This window comes from Erwinia sp. Eh17-17 (assembly GCF_039675725.1).
GTDB lineage: Bacteria > Pseudomonadota > Gammaproteobacteria > Enterobacterales > Enterobacteriaceae > Erwinia.
Map to the genome: position 1 here is coordinate 35772 of NZ_JBDFQT010000003.1, position 21234 is coordinate 57005.

Below are 21234 nucleotides of genomic sequence, written 5' to 3' on the forward strand. Positions count from 1 at the left end.
TCAGGCCGCAGATTTGTCCTGCAACTTGAAATCTATCGGATAAATATGACATTCAGCAAAGCGAAGTCGAAAAAATAAAGGGGCCAATCAAGGCCCCTTCCTTACAGATTCACATCTGATGTACAAGGGCTCTCTAAAGAGCAAACCTTATTACTCAGCTTCGGCGAAGGTTTCTTCTGCCTGCTGAGCCAGGTCCTGAGAGCGACCTTCACGTACAGTGGTAGCCACTGCAGTCAGGTACAGGCTAACAGCACGGATTGCATCGTCATTACCAGGGATAATGAAGTCAACGCCGTCTGGATCAGAGTTGGTATCAACGATAGAAAACACTGGGATGCCCAGGTTGTTTGCTTCTTTGATAGCGATGTGTTCGTGATCTGCATCAACAACAAACAGCGCGTCTGGCAGGCCGCCCATGTCTTTGATCCCGCCCAGGCTGTTTTCCAGCTTGGCCAGTTCACGAGCGCGCATCAGAGCTTCTTTCTTGGTCAGTTTGTCGAAAGTGCCGTCCTGAGACTGGATTTCCAGGTCTTTCAGACGTTTGATTGACTGACGAACAGTTTTCCAGTTAGTCAGCATACCACCCAACCAGCGGTGATTAACGAAGAACTGGTCGCAGCTCAGAGCGTGCTCTTTTACCGCTTCGCTTGCAGCGCGCTTAGTACCAACAAACAGGATCTTACCTTTACGGGAAGAGATCTTGCTCAGCTCAGCCAGGGCTTCGTTGAACATTGGTACAGTTTTCTCAAGGTTGATGATGTGAACCTTGTTACGAGCGCCGAAGATGAATGGCTTCATTTTCGGGTTCCAGTAACGGGTCTGGTGACCGAAGTGTACACCGGCCTTGAGCATGTCGCGCATGGAAACAGTTGCCATGATTACCTCTATAGATATAGTTTGGGGTTAAGCCTCCACGTATCCCATACAACCGACCCATCGGCTCTTTCGAACCAGCAAGGCACCCCGGCGTAGGTGTCGATACGTGTGTGTTATTTACACATAGTGAGATTTATGCGGCTCAATGCCTGGCAAGTAAACTCACCGAACAGAGAATCGTCGGCGCGCTTTATACCATAAACCGGCAACGGTAGCCAACAATTGTTACCTTTTTCGCCTGAACTGACATTCTGACTATCGCCTGAACGCCCCTGAAGCCACAAACTGCAATTGGCAGCATCCGGGCAGGCTGATACCATTGCACCACTTTCTTTATTATTGTCGAACATGACGACAAATGTGGACCTGATGAATGGCTATCTCTATTAAAACCCCTGAAGAAATCGAAAAAATGCGCGTGGCGGGCCGTCTGGCCGCTGAGGTGCTTGAGATGATTGAAGAGCACGTCAAGCCCGGCATCAGCACCGGCGAGCTGGACCGTATCTGCAACGATCACATCGTCAATAAACAACACGCGGTTTCTGCCAGCCTGGGTTACCACGGTTTCCCTAAATCGGTGTGTATCTCCGTCAATGAAGTGGTGTGCCACGGCATTCCCAGCGATGACAAAATCCTCAAGGACGGCGATATTGTCAATATCGACGTCACCGTAATTAAAGATGAATATCACGGCGATACCTCCACCATGTTTATCGTCGGTAAACCGACGATCCAGGGAGAGCGCCTGTGCCGCGTCACGCAGGAGAGCCTTTACCTGGCCCTGCGTCTGGTGAAGCCGGGCATCCGCCTGCGCACTATCGGTCGTGAGATCCAGAAGTTTGTTGAAGCGCAGGATTTCTCCGTCGTGCGTGAATACTGCGGTCACGGCATCGGTAAAGGCTTCCACGAAGAGCCGCAGGTGCTGCACTACGATGCCGATGACGGCGGCGTGGTGTTACAGGCCGGTATGGCTTTCACCATCGAACCCATGGTCAATGCCGGTGATTACCGCATCCGCAGCATGAAAGATGGCTGGACCGTAAAAACCAAAGATCGCAGCTTGTCCGCACAGTATGAACACACTATTGTGGTAACCGAAAACGGCTGCGAAATTATGACGCTGCGTAAAGATGACACCATTCCGGCGATTCTGGTCGCAGAATAGTCCCAGGGGCTGGCCCTCTTTTTCGCTGTAGGGGCTGACCTTCTTCTTTTCGCTGTAAAGGCTGACCTTCTTTTTCGCTGTAGGGGCTGACCTTCTTTTCCGGTCAGCCCGCGATCAAAATATCAAGCCGGCGCAAGCCGGTTTTTTTATGTCTGCGGAGCGGTGAAATGAATAAAGACGTGACTGAAGCCAGCATCCTGAAAAAACTCACCAAAGCGCCACGCCGCTGGGAAGATGGCGAGCTGAACCGCGATACGCTCCGGCATCATCTGGATGTGTTCCAGCAGCATCTGGCGGCCGCCTTTGACGCAGGACAGGATGCAGAGAGCCTGATTGACGCCCGCACCCTGTTTATTGACCGTCTGCTGCGTCGCCTGTGGCGGTTCTTTGGCTTCCCGGAAAAAGAGGGCGTGGCCCTGGTCGCCGTGGGTGGCTATGGCCGGGGTGAACTGCACCCGCTGTCAGATATTGATGTGCTGATCCTCAGCCGCACCCCGCTGTCAGAGGAAGACGCCCAGCGCACCAGCGCACTGCTGACGCTGATGTGGGATCTGAAGCTGGAAGTCGGCCACAGCGTGCGCACGCTGGAAGAGTGCCTGCTGGAGGGGTTATCTGACCTGACCGTTTCCACCAACCTGATTGAATCGCGCATGCTGACCGGCGACCTGGCGCTGTTTCTCGAATTACAGAAGAACATCTTCAGCGACGGCTTCTGGCCTTCGGACCGCTTCTTCGCGGCGAAGATTGAAGAGCAGCAGGAGCGCCACCAGCGCTATCACGGCACCAGCTATAACCTGGAACCGGATATCAAAAGCAGCCCCGGCGGCCTGCGCGATATCCACACGCTGCTGTGGGTTGCGCGCCGCCACTTCGGCGCGACCTCTCTGGATGAAATGGTTGGCTTTGGCTTCCTCACCGAGGCCGAACGTAACGAACTGAACGAGTGCCAGAGTATGCTGTGGCGCATTCGCTTCGCCCTGCACCTCACCCTGCCCCGCTATGACAACCGTCTGCTGTTCGACCGTCAGCTGAATGTCGCCCAGCGCCTGAACTATCAGGGTGAAGGCAACGAGCCGGTCGAACGCATGATGAAAGATTTCTTCCGCGTCACGCGTCGCGTCAGCGAGCTGAATCAGATGCTGCTTCAGCTGTTTGATGAGGCTATTCTTGCGCTCGGCACCGACGAAAAACCGCGCCCGATGGACGACGAGTTCCAGCTGCGCGGTACGCTGATCGACCTGCGTGACGAAACGCTGTTTGCACGTCAGCCGGAAGCTATCATGCGCATGTTCTGGGCGATGGTGCGCACGCCAAAAATCACCGGCATCTACTCCACCACTCTGCGCCACCTGCGCCACGCCCGACGTAATCTCAGCCAGCCGCTGTGTACCATTCCGGAGGCGCGGGAGCTGTTTCTGTCCATCCTGCGCCATCCGGGTGCCGTCAGCCGGGCATTAGTACCGATGCACCGTCACAGCGTACTGTGGGCCTATATGCCGCAGTGGAGCAATATCGTCGGCCAGATGCAGTTTGACCTGTTCCATGCCTACACCGTCGATGAGCACACCATCCGGGTATTACAGAAACTGGAAAGCTTTGCCGACGAACGCACCCGCCCGCGCCACCCGCTGTGCGTTGAACTGTGGCCGCGCCTGCCACAGCTGGAGCTGCTGCTGATGGCGGCCCTGTTCCACGACATCGCCAAAGGACGCGGCGGCGACCATTCGATTCTTGGTGCCCAGGATGCGCTGGAATTTGCTGAGATGCACGGCCTGAACTCGCGCGAAACCCAGCTGGTTGCCTGGCTGGTGCGCCACCACCTGCTGATGTCGGTCACGGCTCAGCGCCGCGACATCCAGGATCCGACGGAGATCCAGCAGTTTGCAGAAGTCATGCAGAACGAGAACCGCCTGCGTTACCTCGTCTGCCTGACGGTCGCCGATATCTGCGCCACCAATGAAACCCTGTGGAACAGCTGGAAACAGAGCCTGTTACGCGAGCTGTTCTTCGCCACCGAGAAGCAGCTGCGCCGGGGCATGGAAAACAGCCCGGACCTGCGTGAGCGCGTGCGTCATCACCGCCTGCAGGCGCTGGCGCTGCTGCGGATGGACAATATTGACGAGGAGGCGCTGCACAGCATCTGGAGCCGCTGCCGCGCCGACTACTTCCTGCGCCACACGCCTAATCAGCTGGCGTGGCATGCGCGTCACCTGATGAATCACGACCTCACCACGCCGCTGATCCTCGTCAGCCCGCAGGCGACACGCGGGGGCACGGAGATCTTTATCTGGAGCCCGGACCGCCCCTATCTGTTCGCCGCCGTGGCTGGCGAACTGGACCGTCGCAACCTGAGCGTGCACGACGCGCAGATCTTTACCAGCCGTGACGGCATGGCGATGGACACCTTTATCGTGCTGGAGCCGGACGGCAGCCCGCTGGCGACCGATCGCCACGAAATGACGCGCCAGGCGCTGGAACAGGCGATATGCCAGACAAGCTGGCACCCGCCGCGTACCCGCCGTCAGTCGGCCCGTCTGAAGCATTTTAATGTGGATACTGCGGTGAATTTCTTACCCACACACACTGACAGGCGAACTTATCTGGAATTAGTGGCGCTCGATCAGCCCGGTTTACTGGCGCGCGTAGGCGAGGTATTTGCTGACCTGAACGTGTCGCTGCACGGCGCGCGCATCAGCACCATCGGAGAACGCGTCGAGGACTTGTTTATTCTTGCCAACAGCGATCGCCGTGCATTAGATGCCGATTTGCGCGAACGGCTGCAACAACGGTTGACAGAGGCCCTTAATCCAAACGATAAAGTGTGACCCGGATTGACTTTTAACTCTGCCAGCGCTGGATTCTGCTGCAGCGGAATCGTTTTCGTTGTGAAGCGCGGGGCAAAACCAGGAAGAGATGATTTATGCAACAATTACAGAGCATTATTGAAGCGGCCTTCGAGCGCCGTGCGGATATTACCCCAGCCAATGCTGACAGCGCGACCCGTGACGCCGTCAACCAGACGATCGCCCTGCTGGATAGCGGCGCCCTGCGTGTGGCAGAGAAAATCGACGGCGAGTGGGTCACTCATCAGTGGCTGAAAAAAGCCGTTCTGCTGTCATTCCGCATCAATGACAATCAGGTCATTGACGGCGCAGAAAGCCGTTATTACGACAAAGTTCCGATGAAATTCGCTGACTACGATGACGCGCGCTTCAAAAAAGAAGGCTTCCGCGTGGTGCCACCGGCGGCCGTACGCCAGGGCGCTTTCATCGCGCGTAACACCGTGCTGATGCCGTCTTATGTCAACATCGGCGCTTACGTTGATGAAGGCTCGATGGTCGATACCTGGGCCACCGTAGGCTCCTGTGCGCAGATCGGTAAAAACGTTCACCTGTCTGGCGGCGTTGGCATCGGTGGCGTACTGGAACCCCTGCAGGCAAACCCGACTATCATCGAAGATAACTGCTTTATCGGTGCGCGTTCAGAAATCGTGGAAGGCGTGATTGTAGAAGAAGGTTCAGTGATCTCAATGGGCGTCTACATCGGCCAGAGCACCAAAATCTTTGACCGCGAAACCGGTGAAGTCCATTACGGCCGCGTTCCGGCGGGTTCCGTCGTGGTTTCAGGTAACCTGCCGTCGAAAGACGGGACTTACAGCCTGTACTGTGCCGTTATCGTGAAAAAAGTCGATGCCAAAACGCTCGGCAAAACCGGCATCAACGAACTGCTGCGTACTATCGACTAATCGTCGTACGGGCCACGCCAGTGGCCCGTAAACAATTATTGCCATTCTCTTCAGCGACAACCTCTTTCACTGCGCGAAACAAGTGATGCTATTGTGCACAATCTGCGCCATAATCCGCGCCAGAAAAATCCTGTATTTAAATTAAACGATCCTTTTCCGTTTCACGGATAGCGACTACTCTGATCGCATCTGGATCGATAGTCTCTTAAAGGAAAATACTATGTACGACAATCTCAAAGGTTTGGGCATCGCTACGCCGGAAGATATCGACCGCTACAGCCTGCGTCAGGAAGCGAATAACGACATCCTGAAAATCTATTTCCGCAAAGATAAAGGCGAGTTTTTCGCGAAAAGCGTAAAATTCAAATATCCGCGCCAGCGCAAAACCGTGGTGGCCGATAACGCCAGCCAGGGTTACAAAGAAGTGCAGGAAATCAGCCCGAATCTGCGTTATGTCATTGATGAGCTTGACCAGATTTGTCAGCGTGACCAGGTTGAAGTCGATCTGAAACGTAAAATCCTTGATGACCTGCGTCATCTGGAAAGCGTTGTTTCTAATAAGATTGCTGAAATTGAATCTGACCTGGATAAACTGACCCGCAACGGTCGTTAAAATAAAAAAGGGGCGACCGGAATAAGGTCACCCCCTGGATATAAAATCCTGCTGCGGGGCGGACCTTATTTTTAGGTCCGCCCTTTTCACATCTTTTACTGCATCAGCAGATAAATGCTGGCGTCACCGCGCTGAATATTCAGCGCCAGCACCGACGGTTTCGTGTCGAGGATTTTGCGCAATTCACCCAGATTAGCGATAGCCTGCTGATTCACGCCTAAAATCACATCATCTTTTTTCAGGCCAATGCGCGCTGCCGCAGAACCCGGTTTCACGCTGTCCACTTTCACACCCTTGACGCCTTTCGCATCATAGTTGCTGAAGTCAGCGCCTTCGATACCGTTATAGATGGTGCCGGAATCGACTTTCGCTGCGGTACTCTGCTGCAACGCCAGGTTCACTTTCATTGGCTTACCGTCGCGGATCAGGCCCAGCTCCATTTTCGTCCCTACCGGCAGGGAACCGACTTCCGCGCGCAGTGCCGCAAAGCTGGAGATCGGTTTGTTATTGATCGAGACAATCACATCCCCGGCTTTAATTCCTGCCTGCGCGGCGGAAGACTTCGGCAGCACCTGGCTGACGAACGCACCGCGCTGGGCATCGACTTTCATCGCCTTGGCCAGCTCAGAGTTCAGCTCGGTACCCATAATGCCCAGTTCACCACGCTTCACCTGGCCGAATTCCACCATCTGCGAGGTGAGGTTTTTTACCATATTACTTGGGATAGCAAAGCCGATGCCGATGTTACCGCCGTCCGGGGCCAGAATCGCAGTGTTAATCCCGATCAGTTCACCATTGAGGTTTACCAGCGCCCCGCCGGAGTTACCGCGGTTAATGGCGGCATCGGTCTGGATAAAGTTTTCGTAGTTTTCCACGTTCAGGCCGCTGCGGCCGAGAGCGGAAACAATACCGGAAGTCACAGTTTCGCCCAGACCATAGGGGTTACCAATCGCCACCGTATAATCACCGACGCGCAGATTATCGGAGTCCGCCATCTTAATCGCCGTCAGGTTCTTCGCATCTTTCAGCTGGATCAGCGCAATATCAGAGCGCGGATCTTTACCGATCACTTTCGCATCGTATTTACGGCCATCACTGAGCTGAACCTGAATTTTAGTCGCGTTGTCCACTACGTGGTTGTTGGTCACCACATAGCCTTTCGCGGCATCAATCACCACGCCGGAACCCAGCGCACGGAATTTCTGCTGCTGGCTTTCAGCGCCGCCGTTACCATTGCCTTCCGGCCCGCCTTCCTGACACATTGGCGAGCCCTGGAACGGGGATCCATCCTGACAGAACGGCGAGTTACCGCCAAAGAACTGCTGGAACTGCTGCGGCATACGTGGGGTACGAACCGTGGTGCTGCCCTCAACATTAATACTGACGACCGAAGGCATCACGGTTTCCAGCATCGGGGCCAGGCTTGGCAACGGCTGGGTGGAAGACGACGACGCGGTCTCCGCTGCGCTGGCCGCTAACGGATTTAATGCCAGCCCCAGACTCAGAGCCAGCGCACTCAATACTAAGGTAGTTTTTTTCATTAGTCGGATTCTCAAGTGATTCAGTGAAGTAACCATTGCTGCGGTTGTGAAGTTGAGATTAATTTTTTAGCGCTAAGTTCATGTTTAAATATTGGGGAAAAGTAAAAAATTATTGTCACTCTTTACAAATCTTAGCGCATTATCGCCTTATTCTACCGCCATCAGCCGTCGGTACTCATCCCAGGCATACTGATCGGTCATCCCACTGATGTAATCCTGTAACAGCCTCACGCGATAATAGTATTCCCAGACAGCACTCTCTTCCGGGGGTTTATCCAGCGACTCAACCGCTTCCGTGTAGGCGAGGCGAAAACGCGTAGACAATTTATGGAACAGGCGCGTTTCAATCGGATAACCTTTTAAATAATCTTTCTCTGTGAGCTCACTAAATTCTTCCTGCGACAGTAACAACAGCGGACGATATATCTCCAGCAGCCCGCTGATCACCCGATAACCCTGCAGCTCCAGCTGTTCAACCTCAGGATGATTAAACACATGGCGGAAGGCGACTTTTTTAAAAATATCCAACAGCAAACTGTGTGGGCTGCCGTCTTCCAGCAACGCCTCGTTAAAGGCACCGTGATAAACCACTGGCAGATGGTCAATAAAGCGGCTGGCCGCATGGGGCACCAGTTCGGCCACGGTATTGACGCGTAAATACATGAAAAACTGATCTTCACTGCAAAGATTGGTGCGGTGATTACGCGACTTTTCCAGCGCACTGGTTACCACCGTAGCAAACAGATCTTTTGCCTGGTGATCCGGCCAGAGTTGAAATAAATGCTGATAAAGCTGCTCAACGGTAAAGATATTCTTTTCTACGGCATCTTCCAGGTCGGCCACGCAGTAAGAAATGTCGTCAGCGGCTTCCATAATATAGGTCAGCGGGAAACGACAGTGCGGCTGAAGATCCAGCTGCTGGCGCAGACGCGAGATATATTCTTCTTCCGCCAGATAGTATCCCGGCTTTTTCATTAAATAGCTGTGGCTGGCCGGAACAGCGCCGTTATGCCAGGCGGGGCGGGTGTATTTCAAAATACAGCCAACCTGAGCCCAGGTAAGATTCATCTTCATCAGCGTGTGCACCATGCGGATCGCCTGCGCATTGCCTTCAAAATGGCAGAGATCCTGACGCACTCTGGCGCGCAGCTCATCGAGACCGTCATCGCACTGATGCAGTACCGCAGGCACACAGCGATCTTCACGCCCGCTCTCCGGCACCCAGGCCGCATCCAGCTGCTGACGGAACCAGTCATTGATCGCCGACTCTCCGAAATGGCCAAACGGCGGGTTGCCGATGTCATGCATCAGGCAGGCCATCTCGACGATGCTCTCAAACGGACCGGTCAGATTTGCCAGCCCTAACGATTCCAGCTGCTGTGACTCTTTCAGCCGCGTCAGGATCTCTTTGGCGATATAGCGCCCGACCTGCTGCACCTCCAGCGAATGGGTCAGACGGGTGCGGACCGCCGCATTACGCTCCAGCGGGAACACCTGAGTTTTCTGCTGGAGACGACGGATCGCCGCTGAATTGATAATCCGCCCGCGATCGCTTTCGAAAATACGCAGGATTTCATGTTCATCCTTCGGGCCCTGATAGGGGCGATAACGGCGCTGCCAGTTAATTTTTGTGCGAAAGTCGATCGCGCTCATACCTGCTCCCTCGGGTTAACGGTAAGCATCACCGTCAGACGGATTATCACTGTAATGCTGCCATGATAGACTATGCGCTGAAATCAATGACAAATTCTACAATTTTAGCGGGTATCCCTATGAAAGCAGGCATTATTGGTGCAATGGAACAGGAAGTTACGCTGCTGCGTGACAAAATTGAAAACCGTCAGACCCTGACGCTGGCGGGCTGTGAAATTTACACCGGCACGCTGAATGGCGTGGAGGTTGCTCTGCTCAAATCCGGTATCGGTAAAGTGTCTGCGGCCCTGGGCACAACCCTGCTGCTGGAGCTGTGCAAACCGGATGTGGTAATCAACACTGGTTCCGCCGGTGGGCTGGCCCCAACGCTGAAGGTGGGCGATATCGTAGTCTCTGACGAAGTGCGCTATCACGATGCAGACGTGACGGCCTTCGGCTATGAGCCCGGCCAGATGGCGGGTTGCCCGGCGGCCTTTAAAGCCGATGAGAAACTGATTGCCGCGGCTGAACAGTGCATCGGTCAGCTTAACCTCAATGCGGTGCGTGGCCTGGTGGTCAGCGGTGACGCCTTTATCAACGGTGCCGCCCCGCTGGCACGTATTCGCGGCACCTTCCCGCAGGCGGTTGCCGTTGAGATGGAAGCGACCGCTATCGGCCACGTCTGCCACCAGTTTGGCACGCCGTTTGTTGTGGTGCGCGCCATTTCCGACGTCGCGGACCAGGAATCCCACCTCAGCTTTGACGAATTCCTGGCGGTGGCTGCAAAGCAGTCTTCCCTGATGGTCGAAACGTTACTGACTCACCTGGCCCGTGGCTAAATCCCTCCTGTGCCTGACGCTCCTGTGGCTGGCGTTTGCCGCCACAGTTCAGGCCACTCCCCGCGTGGTGACTCTGGCACCTAATCTCACCGAACTGGCTTTTGCCGCCGGGATCACCCCGGTTGGCGTCAGCGCTTACTCCGACTATCCGCCTGCTGCGCAGCAGATTGAACAGGTGGCTAACTGGCAGGGGATTAACAGCGAAAAGCTGCTCAGCCTGAAGCCTGATGTCGTCATCGCCTGGCGAGGGGGCACACCGCAGCGCCAGGTCGATCAGCTTGAAGCGTTAGGCGTCCACGTCATCTGGCTGGCGCCGGACTCCATCGCCCAGCTGGTGGGCAGCCTGCGGGAACTGGCGGCCTACAGCCCACAGCCACAGCAGGCAGAGCAGGCCGCCGTGAGCCTGCAACAGCAGTTTGCCGCCCTGCGCCAGCGCTACCGGTCAACTCCCGTTAAGCGCGTATTTTTACAGTTTGGCCTTAAGCCGCTGTTTACCGCATCGGGCCATACCCTGCAGGATGAAGTGCTGAACCTGTGCGGCGGGGACAATATCTTTGCCGATGCACGCGTCCCCTGGCCTCAGGTCAGCCGCGAGCAGGTGTTACTGCGCAGGCCGTCAGCGGTGGTGACGCCCGGCGACGACGCCCATGCGCAGCAGGTCGCGCAGTTCTGGCAGCCCCAGCTCAGCGTCCCGGTGATTGCGGTGAATGACGACTGGATTAGCCGGGCCGGGCCGCGTATACTGCTTGCCGCACAAAAATTGTGCAGTGAGCTACAGCAGGTCGGCCAGCCGGAACAGCAATAATCACCGCAAAAGGTGAGTAAAGATCCGGCAAAAAATGCCGTTAACCAAGAGTAACGGGCGATTTTCCGTCCGTTTTTTATTCAGGGTAATTTACCCTGATTGATACCAGGAAATTGCAACATGAAAACCGTTTATCTGGCCCTCGGGCTGATGATGACGGGCCACGCCTTTGCTGCTTCGATGACCGGCAGCATTGGGGTGAAATTAACTATCTACTCACAGTGCAGCATTGAGGGGAGCAGTCTTTCTGCTGTCCGCCTGCCCGTCACTGCGTGTGGAGCGCAACCTGATGCACAGCCGAAAATCACGCAAAGCGTAATAACGCGTGATGCGGTAACGCGGCAGGAAGCAAGGTTAGTGACCGTCGAATGGTAAGTTCTGACTAAACAGTATCTGTTTACCTGACATCACTGTTACTGGAATCTCTGTGCCTTACCTCAGTAAGGCACAGGGGGGAAGGCACGCAGCTGCGGCTTCAGGTATGAAGGGTAAATCAGATACTGAAGGAGGAACCACATCCACAGGTGGTCTTGGCATTCGGATTAGTCACGATAAAACGCGACCCTTCCAGCCCTTCGGTATAATCCACTGCGCCACCCACAAGATATTGCAGGCTCATCGGGTCCACCACCAGCGCCACGCCCGATTTCTCAATGGTCATATCCCCGTCATTGATTTTATCATCGAAGGTAAAACCGTACTGGAAACCGCTGCAACCCCCACCGGTGATATACACGCGCAGTTTCAGATCCGGGTTGTCTTCATCGGAAATCAGGTTTTTGACTTTACTGGCCGCGGCTTCAGTAAATTGCAGGGGCAGTACTACATCGTCGCTCATAGGTCACTCCGGTATACGTACAGGCGGATGCCTGACAGGTCACAAATCGACCATAATTGTCGTCATTATCTAACACACTGGTATAGCAATCAAGTTAAGGCTGTACCACCCTGTGCGGTAGCGGCTTCTGTATCCTGTCGCTGTTGTTTCGCCAGAGTGCGGGCAAGCAGTGATGAATACAAGGGCTGACCACCAAGAAACTGTGCCAGCAGCGTCGCGCCCAGGCAGGTGATGATCATCGGTAAAATCAGCTGATAGTTGTCGGTCATCTCCAGCACCAGCACAATGCCGGTGAGCGGCGCACGCACGGAGGCGGCAAACAGTGCGCCCATACCGGCGATGGCAAACGTCGCCGCCTGCAGGTGATACTCCGGCAGCCAGTGAGCCGCCCCCAGACCAAACGCCGTACCAAGCAGCGTGCCGAGTGCCAGCATTGGTGCGAAGATGCCGCCGGGAGCGCCGGAACAGAAACACAATAACGTGGTCGCCAGGCGCACAATAAACAGGAACAGCAGCATCCCGACAGAGAAATGCCCCGCCGCCGCCAGCGGGATCAGACTGGAACCGCCCCCCGCTGCGGCCGGCAGCAACAACCCCAGCACGCCGCACAGGCCGCCCAGCAGAGCACCCACCAGCAGCACCTGACTCATTTTGCCGCCGTGCAGGCGCTGAAACAGATCCTGAATGCGGAAAATAAGCTGATTGAACATCACGCCCACCACGCCAAACACCATGCCCAGTAGCAGATACAGCCACAGCGTATTGACCGGGGCATCGGCCAGGCGACCAATTTCGATCACCGCATGTTCACCGTTAAAAATACGGAACACCACACTCGACATAATCACGCCGACGAACACGGCTTTAATGGAGATCAGGCTATAGCGGAACTGCAGGCGCATCTCTTCAATAATAAACAGGATACCGGCGAGTGGCGCATTAAACGCCGCCGCCAGACCAGCAGCCGCACCGGTCGCCAGCAGGGTGTGACGGGCTTCGGTACTTTTCATGCGAAAGATATCCAGCAGCATGCGGCCAATATTGCCCCCCAGCTGCACCGTCGGCCCTTCACGCCCCAGCACCATCCCGGCGCCCAGCGTCCCCATACCCCCGACAAATTTCACCGGGATCACCCGCCACCAGCGCACCGGGCGCAGCTCTTCCAGCGCGCCTTCGATTTCCGGAATACCCGAGCCTGCCGCCTCCGGCGCGAAGCGCCGCACCAGATAATAGCCCACCGCGGCCAGCAGAGCGGAGGCAAGAAAAGCGAGTACGCCCATCACCAGCGGATGATTTCCCAGCGTCAGCAGCCCGCTGGTGCGCAGATTAATAATTCCGTTCACCGCTTTTTCGAAAGCCACCCCCACCAGGCCGGTCAGTGTTCCGACAATCCCGGCCATCACCAGTATTGCCAGCGGGGTTTTGTCACGCCGCAGCAGTAGACGCAGGAAGTCACCCCGGCGCACAGGCACCACGTTAAGCTCGTCGGTTGAAGTCGATTGCTGATTCATAGGCCGTTCATTTCACTGTAAAGATAAGTCAATATAGTACCTGTTCCCGCCACCAATGCCTGCGCTTAATTTCTCTCTAATCGTGTCAGAAACAGCATCAGCCTTTGGCTGCTCCGCCAAGTTCCCTTAGAATGGGCGGGTTTTTACATGAATGATCAGGAGCGGTTCCATGAGTAAGTCTGAAAACCTGTACGCTCAGGCGCAGCAGTTAATTCCCGGTGGCGTCAACTCACCGGTGCGGGCCTTTAACGGCGTAGGCGGCGTGCCGCTGTTTATCGAACGAGCTGACGGTGCCCTGCTGTACGATGCTGACGGCAAAGCCTACATCGACTATGTTGGATCCTGGGGCCCGATGGTGCTCGGTCATAACCACCCTGCCATCCGTCACGCGGTGATTGAAGCCGCTGAACGCGGCCTGAGCTTCGGCGCACCGACCGAGATGGAAGTGAAAATGGCCGAGCTGGTCACCCGCCTGGTACCCACCATGGACATGGTGCGCATGGTCAACTCCGGGACGGAAGCCACCATGAGCGCCATTCGTCTGGCGCGGGGTTTCACTCATCGCGACAAAATCATCAAGTTTGAAGGCTGCTACCACGGCCACGCCGACTGCCTGCTGGTGAAAGCAGGTTCCGGTGCGCTGACGCTGGGCCAGCCTAACTCACCGGGCGTGCCGGCCGACTTTGCGAAACACACCCTCACCTGCACCTTTAACGATCTGACGACGGTACGCGCCGCCTTCGAGCAGTACCCCCAGGAGATCGCCTGCATTATCGTCGAACCGGTCGCCGGTAACATGAACTGCATTCCGCCGCTGCCAGAGTTCCTGCCGGGCCTGCGTGCGCTGTGCGACGAGTTTGGTGCGCTGCTGATTATCGATGAAGTCATGACCGGCTTCCGCGTGGCGCTGGCGGGTGCCCAGGCACATTATGGCGTCAGGCCCGATCTGACCTGCCTCGGCAAGATCATCGGCGGCGGTATGCCAGTGGGTGCCTTCGGCGGACGTCGTGAAGTGATGGATGCGCTGGCCCCTAACGGCCCGGTTTATCAGGCCGGTACGCTGTCCGGAAATCCGATTGCCATGGCGGCGGGCTTTGCCTGCCTGACTGAAGTATCCCGTCCCGGTACCCATGAGACACTGACCCGCCTGACCACTCAACTGGCAGACGGCCTGCTGGCGGCGGCAAAAGCAGAAAATATTCCTCTGGTGGTCAACCACGTGGGCGGCATGTTCGGGCTGTTCTTTACCGATGCAGAGAGCGTCACCAGCTATGCGGACGTGACGAAGTGCGACGTAGAGCGCTTCAAACGTTTCTTCCATCTGATGCTGGAAGAAGGCGTCTATCTGGCACCGTCAGCCTTCGAAGCCGGATTTATGTCGCTGGCCCACAGCCCGGAAGATATTCAGCGTACGGTTGATGCCGCACGCCGCAGCTTCGCGAAACTGTAGATCGGAATAAAAAGGGCCGATCGAAAAGAAGATCGGCCCCTACGCTAAACCCTGAAAGGGCCGATCGAAAAAGAAGATCGGCCCCTACGCTAAATCCTGAAAGGGCCGACCGAAAAAGACGATCGGCCCCTACGCCAGACCCTGACCTGCGGGGCGACCTTTTTTTCTGGTCGCCCCTTATTTCATTCAGACCTTGCGCAGCAGATAGATAAAATACGGCGCGCCGATAAAGGTCGCCAGCAACCCTGCCGGGATCTGATCCGGGAAGGAGAGCATCCGCCCGCCCCAGTCTGCCGCCACCATCACCCCTCCCCCCAACAGCGCCGCCATCACCTGCTGCGGTAACGCCCGACGGAAACCGAGCATACGCGCAATATGTGGGGCCATCAGCCCGACAAAGCTTAATGGTCCTATGGTCAGCGTAGCCGCCGCCGTCAGCACCGCCGCCAGCAGCAGCAGCGTCAGGCGCGACGGCGTCAGCGCCATCCCCACCGCACGAGCGGTAGCGCCACCGAGGGGCAGTATCGTCAGCCAGCGGCGGCACAGCGGCACCAGCGCCAGCAGGACCAGCATCACGATTAGCGTACGCTTCGCCTGCAGGGCGTTGATGTTATAGGTGGAACCGGAGATCCACGTCAGCAGGGTCGCCATCCGCGGGTCGCCGCTGGCCAGCAGCAGCATCATCAGCGTGGTAAAGGCGGTACTCAGCGCCATACCGGCCAGCAGCATACGTTCCGGTGAGAACCCGCCGCGGCCGGCGGCAATCGAGATCGCCAGCAATGTCAGTGCAGCACCGATGCTCCCCGCCGGCAGCAGCCAGCCAAAGGCATCACCCGGCACGATAAACAGCATGACGACCACGCCAAATGCCGCGCCGGAGCTGATGCCGAGCACTTCCGGGCTGGCCATCGGGTTGCCGGTCAGGCGCTGCACCACGCAGCCCGCCACGCCCAGCATCATCCCGGTCGCCATCGCCGCCACCGCGCGCGGCCAGCGCCACGGCAGAAGCTGCTGCCACAACTCCCCCGTCGCCCATACCCAGCCGTCGGCGTCGCGCCCGAAGCTTAGCGCCACCGCCATCAGCAACAGTAGAATACCGCCACCGATTAGCGCCCACCACAGCACCCGCTGGCGCTCTGCCGGCACATTGTCGCCCTGATCCATCGCCGGCGGCACCGAGCCGGTACGCAGGCGCGGCAGCAGCCACAGCAGCAGCGGAGCGCCGATCACGGCGGTCACGGTTCCGGTGGAGATCTCCCCCAGATGGGGGGTCAGCCACAGCACTGACTGATCGGCCAGCCACAGCAGCAGCGCACCGATAAGCGGAGCCAGCAGCAGGCGGCTGATTAAACGGCGAAAGCCGAGCATCTTGGCCAGCAGCGGAGAAAACAGGCCGATAAAGCCGATAATCCCGGCCGCATTGACCAGCGCGGCGCTGATCAAAATGGCCAGTGCCAGCACGCCAAAACGCGCCAGTGAGATCGCGAGGCCGAGGTTTTTCGCCACGCCATCATCCAGCCCCATCAGCGTCATCGGACGCAGCAGCAGCAGCGTCAGTAACAGCCCGCCGAGTAAACGCGGCCACAGAAACGCAACGTTGCTCCAGTCCATCTGGTTCAGTGAACCGCTGCTCCACAAAAACATATTTTGCAGCTGGTCATGATTGAAGATGGCAAAAATCTGGTTCACCGCCCCGCAGTAAAGCGACACCACCAGCCCGGCCAGGATCAGCGTTACCGGGGACATACGTTTGCCCCAGGCGACACCAAACACAATCAGCCCCACCAGCACGGCACCCGTCATTGCCGCCAGCTGCTGTGTGACCATACCCCCCGCCACGCCCCACAGCGTGACCACGGTCAGCCCCAGCTGGGCACCGCTGGCCACGCCGAGGGTTGCCGGTTCTGCCAGCGGATTGCGCAGCACCTGCTGGAACAGCAGGCCGACCAGCCCCAGCCCGCCACCCACCAGCAGCGACAGCGTCAGACGCGGCATCAGGCTGTAATGAAACACCATCTGCTCAATGCGCAGGGTATCCGGTGCCAGCAGCGCGCTCAGCCACTGGTCAGCGGGCAGTCGCTGTTGCAGGTTAATCAGCGTCAGGGCCAGCGCGGCAATAAACAGTGCGCTCAGCAGCAGCAGCGGCAAACGATAGTGACGCATCATTTCACCTCCAGCGCATGGTCGAGGCTGGCGATTAGCTGCATCGCGGATAACGTGGCCCCGTAGAACCACACGCGGGGCATCTCCCTGAAACGGCCACTGCGCACAAACGGCAGCGACTGCCACAGCGGCGCCGAGGTCACCTGGTCAACAATCGCCTGATTGTCATGTTCAAAGCCGATGGCATCAACGTCGCCCAGGTCGGCCAGACGTTCAATCCCCACAATCACGCTACCCCAGAAGGTACTTTCTGCTTTCCAGGCATTTTCCAGCCCGACCTCGTCCAGCACCTCCTGGAACAGGCCGTTAGCGGTGAAAACAATCACATGGCGCGCATCAACAATCGACAGCAGCAGCAGCGGACGCTTCGGACGAGCGGTCAGTTTACTTTTCAGGCGGGCGATCTGGCGGTCCAGGTCGGCCAGATGGGCCACCGCCTGTGGGATACGGTCGATACGCTTTGCCAGCACCATCAGGGAATGACGGGCGCTGGTCAGCGGTTTGCCGGTTCCGCCCTCGTTAAAGGTAAAGCCCAGCCCCGGAGCAATACGCATAAAGCGCGCCGGATCGGGACCATAACCCTGTGAATAGAGGATCAGAGTAGGCTTCATCTGGGTAATCAGTTCAAGATTGGGTTCGGTGCGCAGCCCGACATCCACTACGGAGGCAGGCAGCTGCGGCTCCCCCACCCACTGACGATAGGCATACAGATCGGCGGCCCCGACCGGCATGACGCCCAGCGCCATCAGCAGCTCCAGCGGTAGCCACTCCAGGGCGATAATACGCTGCTCGCCGGAGGCGTGTGCAGCGAATGGGAACTGGGCCAGCAGCGGGGAAAAGGCCAGTGCCGTTAACAAACGGCGACGCAAAATATCCGGCATGACAACATCCCACTTTTAATAGACAAAACTCACCGGCGCCCCACCCTGCGGATGCGGTAAAATCCCCATCGGAATACCATAAATTTGTTCCAGCACGTCCCCGGTCATAATCACTTCAGGGCCGCCCTGGGCAATCATTTCGCCACGGCGCAGCGCCACCAGATGATCGCAGTAGCGCGCCGCCATATTGATATCGTGCAGCACGGCAATCACCGTCAGACCGCGCTCGCGGCTGAGACGCTGGATCAGCGCCAGCACATCAACCTGGTGGGCAATATCCAGCGCTGATGTCGGTTCATCCAGCAGCAGGCAGCGGCTGTTCTGAGCCACCAGCATGGCAATCCAGGCACGCTGGCGCTCACCGCCGGACAGGCTGTCGACCAGACGCTGAGAAAACGGCTTCAGCCCGACAAGGGCAATGGCTTCGTCAACGCGTTCACGATCTTCCACCCCATAGCGCCCCAGCGCACCGTGCCACGGGTAGCGGCCAATGGCGACCAGCTCACGCACCGTCATGCCCTCTGCTGACGGCAGCTGCTGGGGCAGATAGGCCACTTCGCGCGCGAAAGCCTTGCTCTGCCAGCGGGCAACCGGCTGCGCATTCAGCAATACCTGCCCCGTCGATGCCGCATGATGGCGTCCCAGCATCTTCAGCAGCGTTGATTTACCAGAGCCGTTGTGACCGATCAGGCCACAGACTTTCCCGGCGGGAAACGCCAGCGACAGCGTCTGTAGCAGTGTCCGGCCCGGAACGCTGAAGCTGACATTATCCAGGGTGAAGGTCGATTCTGTGGTGTGCTGTTGTTGCATGGTGATCTTCTGATTGGCGGGCGCGGCGAACCGCGCCCGGATAGACATTTAGAAACGGAAGGTAGCCGTACCAACAATCTGACGTTCCGCGCCCCAGTAGCAGGCATGTTCACGATAGCAGCTGGCCACATACTGGCGATCGAACAGGTTATTCACATTCACGCCAATGGACGAGCCAGGCAGGCCAAAGCGCGCCAGATCGTATTTCACCACCGCATCCACCAGCGTATAGCCCGCAACGTCGAAGTTCTGATCCTGATTCGCCCCGTTACTGTCCTGATGACGATACAGGCCCTTGCTTTCACCGACATAACGCAGACCGGTGCCCAGCGTCAGGCCGGACAGGGCGGTTTCGTGGAAGGTGTAATCCCCCCACAGAGATGCCATATGCTTCGGCACCTGTACCGGGGTCTTGCCGCGCAGATAGTTATCTTCGGTGTATTCCGCATCGGTATAGCTGTAGGACGCCGTGACGTTGATGTTGGCATTAACGGCGGCTTTGGCTTCAAACTCGAAACCGCGTGAACGAATTTCACCGCCCTGTACGCTGAACAGCGGAGCCGTCGGGTCACCCATCAGATTATTGTTTTTCGTCAGCTGATAAATCGCCCCGGTCAGCACGATCGGACGATCTTTCGGCACGTATTTCACGCCCGCTTCATATTGCTTAGCGCGGGAAGGGGTGAATGTCTCACCGCCGAGGGTGGTACCGGTGTTGGGGATAAACGACTCGCTGTAGCTGAAATAAGGAGCAATGCCGTTATCAAAGACATAGTTCAGCCCACCGCGCCAGGTAAAGGCCTGGTCGTGCGTTTTATCTTCACTGCCGTTGCGGTTAAACGCCGACATGGTGAGGTAATCATAGCGACCGCCCAGCGTCAGCACCCAGCGGTCCCACTCCATCTGATCCTGGGCGTACAGACCGGTCTGTTCCTGCTTATTCAGATACTGATACGCGAATCCTGAATCCTTAACCATTTGATCGTCACCATACACCGGGTTTAACGCATCCAGCGGCGCAGCAGTGCCAAAGATCGCATCGATATCATTGCGTGAGCGCTGATAATCCACGCCCATCAGCAGCGTGTGATCGAGCTGGCCGGTGGCAAACTTCGCCTGTGCCTGGGTATCCACCGCGAACTGATTCAGTTTTTCCTTCGAGTGCGCGTAACCGCGATCAATGGTGTTGTTGGCTGTATTCAGTCCGTTGCCGTAGATGCTCAGATAGTCGGTGCGCATCTGCGCGTAACGCAGGTTCTGACGCACGGTCCAGGTGTCATTGAACGCGTGGTCGAAGCTGTAACCCACCATTTTGGTGTTGCGCGAGATCTTATTGCTGTCTTCGCCTTCATCAAAATCTGACGGCAGCTTGTGCTGGTTGCCGTTAGCGTCGGTGATGGGCACCACCGTCCCTTCACGCGGCAGCCAGCCGTAATAACCGGTTTCCGGTTCATTCTGGAAGTAGCTGAGGAAGGTAAAGTGGGTCTTCTCATCCGGCTGCCAGCTAAAAGAGGGCGCGATGGTGTAGCGCTTCTCTTTGTTCATCTGCTGCTGCGCCTCTGCGCTGCGCGCCAGTCCGGTCAGGCGGTAAGAAAACTCCTCGTTGTCATCCAGCGCGCCGCCGAAGTCAAAACCGGTTGAGAACAGGTTATCGGTGCCCATCTGGAACTGAACCTCGCGCAGCGTTTCGCTGGTTGGGCGCTTGCTGACCATCGCCACAATCCCGCCGGGATTGCTTTTTCCGTACAGGACTGACGTGGGTCCGCGCATCAGTTCAACGCGCTCGAGGAAATAGGGATCTACCGCGAACTCTGAGTAGTTGTCACCCTGCAATTTCAGGCCGTTAAGATACTGATTGGTATTAGTTTCGCTGAAACCACGGATGGACAGCGCGTCGATCACGTTTGAGGCACCGCGGTTCCCGACCATCACGCCGGTGGTGTAGCCGAGGGCTTCTTTCACCGACAGGGGCTGATGCGTCTGCATCTCCTGGCTGGTGACAATCGATACCGACTGCGGATTCTTTTCGATAGGCGTATCGGTTTTCGTGCCGGTGGCGCTGTGCTTTGCCGCAATGGTCGGGGCCGGGCCCCAGGCGCTTTCCTGTGGCTCACTGCCCGCCGTGGCGGTGACGTTGATCGTCTGCTCTGCGGCGGCAAAAGCCGCCCCGCTGGTCAGGGACAGGGCAACAAACACCGCGAGCTGGCATTTCGCCGTCCTCACCGTGTTGAAATCAATGGGTAAATTGCGGGTGTTAGCCATTTAGCATTTCTCTGAACAAAGTTTGTTGAATGTGAAACGAAACGATAATTATTATTATAACGCTCGGATAATATGCGAAACAAAGCCCGTTCCGCAAGGGAAA

At 57.0% G+C, this 21234-nt stretch carries 17 protein-coding genes; 8 read left to right on the forward strand and 9 right to left on the reverse strand.

Annotated elements, in window-relative coordinates:
• Window positions 1-150: 150 nt before the first annotated feature.
• Window positions 151-876, reverse strand: coding sequence for a 30S ribosomal protein S2 (gene rpsB, locus ABEH87_RS10095; protein WP_062747118.1), 726 nt, complete (start codon window positions 874-876; stop codon window positions 151-153).
• A 373-nt stretch (window positions 877-1249) separates the two neighbouring features.
• On the opposite strand from rpsB, the gene map reads away from it, so the two are divergent.
• The 4 genes from map (at window position 1250) to ABEH87_RS10115 (ending at window position 6399) form a co-directional block, all read left to right on the forward strand.
• Window positions 1250-2041: a type I methionyl aminopeptidase gene (gene map, locus ABEH87_RS10100; protein WP_346576260.1), complete on the forward strand. Its 792-nt coding sequence runs from the start codon at window positions 1250-1252 to the stop codon at window positions 2039-2041.
• A gap of 167 nt (window positions 2042-2208) precedes the next feature.
• On the forward strand, window positions 2209-4866 hold the full coding sequence (gene glnD, locus ABEH87_RS10105; protein ID WP_346576261.1) for a bifunctional uridylyltransferase/uridylyl-removing protein GlnD: 2658 nt from the start codon (window positions 2209-2211) through the stop codon (window positions 4864-4866).
• Between the two features lie 95 nt (window positions 4867-4961).
• On the forward strand, window positions 4962-5786 hold the full coding sequence (gene dapD, locus ABEH87_RS10110) for a 2,3,4,5-tetrahydropyridine-2,6-dicarboxylate N-succinyltransferase (protein WP_346576262.1): 825 nt from the start codon (window positions 4962-4964) through the stop codon (window positions 5784-5786).
• Between the two features lie 220 nt (window positions 5787-6006).
• A complete protein-coding gene (locus tag ABEH87_RS10115; protein WP_048914987.1) occupies window positions 6007-6399 on the forward strand; it encodes a DUF3461 family protein in 393 nt (130 codons plus the stop codon).
• A 95-nt stretch (window positions 6400-6494) separates the two neighbouring features.
• Here ABEH87_RS10115 and degP read toward each other — a convergent pair whose 3' ends face one another.
• Together degP and dgt are read right to left on the reverse strand one after the other, a co-directional pair.
• On the reverse strand, window positions 6495-7940 hold the full coding sequence (gene degP, locus ABEH87_RS10120) for a serine endoprotease DegP (protein ID WP_346576263.1): 1446 nt from the start codon (window positions 7938-7940) through the stop codon (window positions 6495-6497).
• A 147-nt stretch (window positions 7941-8087) separates the two neighbouring features.
• Window positions 8088-9593, reverse strand: a complete 1506-nt coding sequence (gene dgt / locus ABEH87_RS10125) for a dGTPase (protein WP_346576265.1) — start codon at window positions 9591-9593, stop codon at window positions 8088-8090.
• 119 nt (window positions 9594-9712) lie between these two features.
• On the opposite strand from dgt, the gene mtnN reads away from it, so the two are divergent.
• The 3 genes from mtnN (at window position 9713) to ABEH87_RS10140 (ending at window position 11591) form a co-directional block, all read left to right on the forward strand.
• Complete coding sequence (gene mtnN, locus ABEH87_RS10130; protein WP_346576266.1) at window positions 9713-10411, forward strand: 5'-methylthioadenosine/S-adenosylhomocysteine nucleosidase; 699 nt, start codon at window positions 9713-9715, stop codon at window positions 10409-10411.
• Window positions 10404-11216: a vitamin B12 ABC transporter substrate-binding protein BtuF gene (gene btuF, locus ABEH87_RS10135; protein WP_346576267.1), complete on the forward strand. Its 813-nt coding sequence runs from the start codon at window positions 10404-10406 to the stop codon at window positions 11214-11216. The genes mtnN and btuF overlap by 8 nt, the downstream gene beginning before the upstream one ends.
• A 120-nt stretch (window positions 11217-11336) precedes the next feature.
• Window positions 11337-11591: a hypothetical protein gene (locus ABEH87_RS10140; RefSeq protein WP_346576268.1), complete on the forward strand. Its 255-nt coding sequence runs from the start codon at window positions 11337-11339 to the stop codon at window positions 11589-11591.
• Window positions 11592-11709: 118 nt separating this feature from the next.
• Here the strand turns inward: ABEH87_RS10140 and erpA are convergent, their stop codons facing one another.
• Both erpA and clcA read right to left on the reverse strand, forming a co-directional pair.
• Window positions 11710-12054, reverse strand: a complete 345-nt coding sequence (gene erpA, locus ABEH87_RS10145) for an iron-sulfur cluster insertion protein ErpA (protein WP_191934093.1) — start codon at window positions 12052-12054, stop codon at window positions 11710-11712.
• Between the two features lie 89 nt (window positions 12055-12143).
• Window positions 12144-13565, reverse strand: coding sequence for a H(+)/Cl(-) exchange transporter ClcA (gene clcA, locus ABEH87_RS10150; RefSeq protein ID WP_346576269.1), 1422 nt, complete (start codon window positions 13563-13565; stop codon window positions 12144-12146).
• A gap of 169 nt (window positions 13566-13734) precedes the next feature.
• On the opposite strand from clcA, the gene hemL reads away from it, so the two are divergent.
• Window positions 13735-15015, forward strand: a complete 1281-nt coding sequence (gene hemL, locus ABEH87_RS10155; RefSeq protein WP_346576270.1) for a glutamate-1-semialdehyde 2,1-aminomutase — start codon at window positions 13735-13737, stop codon at window positions 15013-15015.
• 186 nt (window positions 15016-15201) lie between these two features.
• On the opposite strand, the gene fhuB is transcribed toward hemL, so the two are convergent.
• From fhuB to fhuA, 4 genes are read right to left on the reverse strand one after another with little or no spacing between them, the layout of a single operon-like run.
• Window positions 15202-17178: a Fe(3+)-hydroxamate ABC transporter permease FhuB gene (gene fhuB, locus ABEH87_RS10160; protein ID WP_346576682.1), complete on the reverse strand. Its 1977-nt coding sequence runs from the start codon at window positions 17176-17178 to the stop codon at window positions 15202-15204.
• Window positions 17178-18059: a Fe(3+)-hydroxamate ABC transporter substrate-binding protein FhuD gene (fhuD, locus tag ABEH87_RS10165; protein WP_346576271.1), complete on the reverse strand. Its 882-nt coding sequence runs from the start codon at window positions 18057-18059 to the stop codon at window positions 17178-17180. The genes fhuB and fhuD overlap by 1 nt, the downstream gene beginning before the upstream one ends.
• A 15-nt stretch (window positions 18060-18074) precedes the next feature.
• Window positions 18075-18869, reverse strand: coding sequence for a Fe3+-hydroxamate ABC transporter ATP-binding protein FhuC (gene fhuC, locus ABEH87_RS10170; protein ID WP_346576272.1), 795 nt, complete (start codon window positions 18867-18869; stop codon window positions 18075-18077).
• 48 nt (window positions 18870-18917) lie between these two features.
• On the reverse strand, window positions 18918-21131 hold the full coding sequence (gene fhuA, locus ABEH87_RS10175) for a ferrichrome porin FhuA (RefSeq protein WP_346576273.1): 2214 nt from the start codon (window positions 21129-21131) through the stop codon (window positions 18918-18920).
• Between the last annotated feature and the right edge of the window lie 103 nt (window positions 21132-21234).

Bases quoted from the DNA above. Each gene is read 5' to 3' on its own strand.
- clcA (WP_346576269.1), bottom strand. From the start codon at position 13,565: ATGAATCAGCAATCGACTTCAACCGACGAGCTTAACGTGGTGCCTGTG.
- dgt (WP_346576265.1), bottom strand. From the start codon at position 9,593: ATGAGCGCGATCGACTTTCGCACAAAAATTAACTGGCAGCGCCGTTAT.
- degP (WP_346576263.1), bottom strand. From the start codon at position 7,940: ATGAAAAAAACTACCTTAGTATTGAGTGCGCTGGCTCTGAGTCTGGGG.
- hemL (WP_346576270.1), top strand. From the start codon at position 13,735: ATGAGTAAGTCTGAAAACCTGTACGCTCAGGCGCAGCAGTTAATTCCC.
- fhuB (WP_346576682.1), bottom strand. From the start codon at position 17,178: ATGCGTCACTATCGTTTGCCGCTGCTGCTGCTGAGCGCACTGTTTATT.
- ABEH87_RS10140 (WP_346576268.1), top strand. From the start codon at position 11,337: ATGAAAACCGTTTATCTGGCCCTCGGGCTGATGATGACGGGCCACGCC.
- erpA (WP_191934093.1), bottom strand. From the start codon at position 12,054: ATGAGCGACGATGTAGTACTGCCCCTGCAATTTACTGAAGCCGCGGCC.
- dapD (WP_346576262.1), top strand. From the start codon at position 4,962: ATGCAACAATTACAGAGCATTATTGAAGCGGCCTTCGAGCGCCGTGCG.
- ABEH87_RS10115 (WP_048914987.1), top strand. From the start codon at position 6,007: ATGTACGACAATCTCAAAGGTTTGGGCATCGCTACGCCGGAAGATATC.
- mtnN (WP_346576266.1), top strand. From the start codon at position 9,713: ATGAAAGCAGGCATTATTGGTGCAATGGAACAGGAAGTTACGCTGCTG.
- glnD (WP_346576261.1), top strand. From the start codon at position 2,209: ATGAATAAAGACGTGACTGAAGCCAGCATCCTGAAAAAACTCACCAAA.
- map (WP_346576260.1), top strand. From the start codon at position 1,250: ATGGCTATCTCTATTAAAACCCCTGAAGAAATCGAAAAAATGCGCGTG.
- rpsB (WP_062747118.1), bottom strand. From the start codon at position 876: ATGGCAACTGTTTCCATGCGCGACATGCTCAAGGCCGGTGTACACTTC.
- fhuD (WP_346576271.1), bottom strand. From the start codon at position 18,059: ATGCCGGATATTTTGCGTCGCCGTTTGTTAACGGCACTGGCCTTTTCC.
- fhuC (WP_346576272.1), bottom strand. From the start codon at position 18,869: ATGCAACAACAGCACACCACAGAATCGACCTTCACCCTGGATAATGTC.
- fhuA (WP_346576273.1), bottom strand. From the start codon at position 21,131: ATGGCTAACACCCGCAATTTACCCATTGATTTCAACACGGTGAGGACG.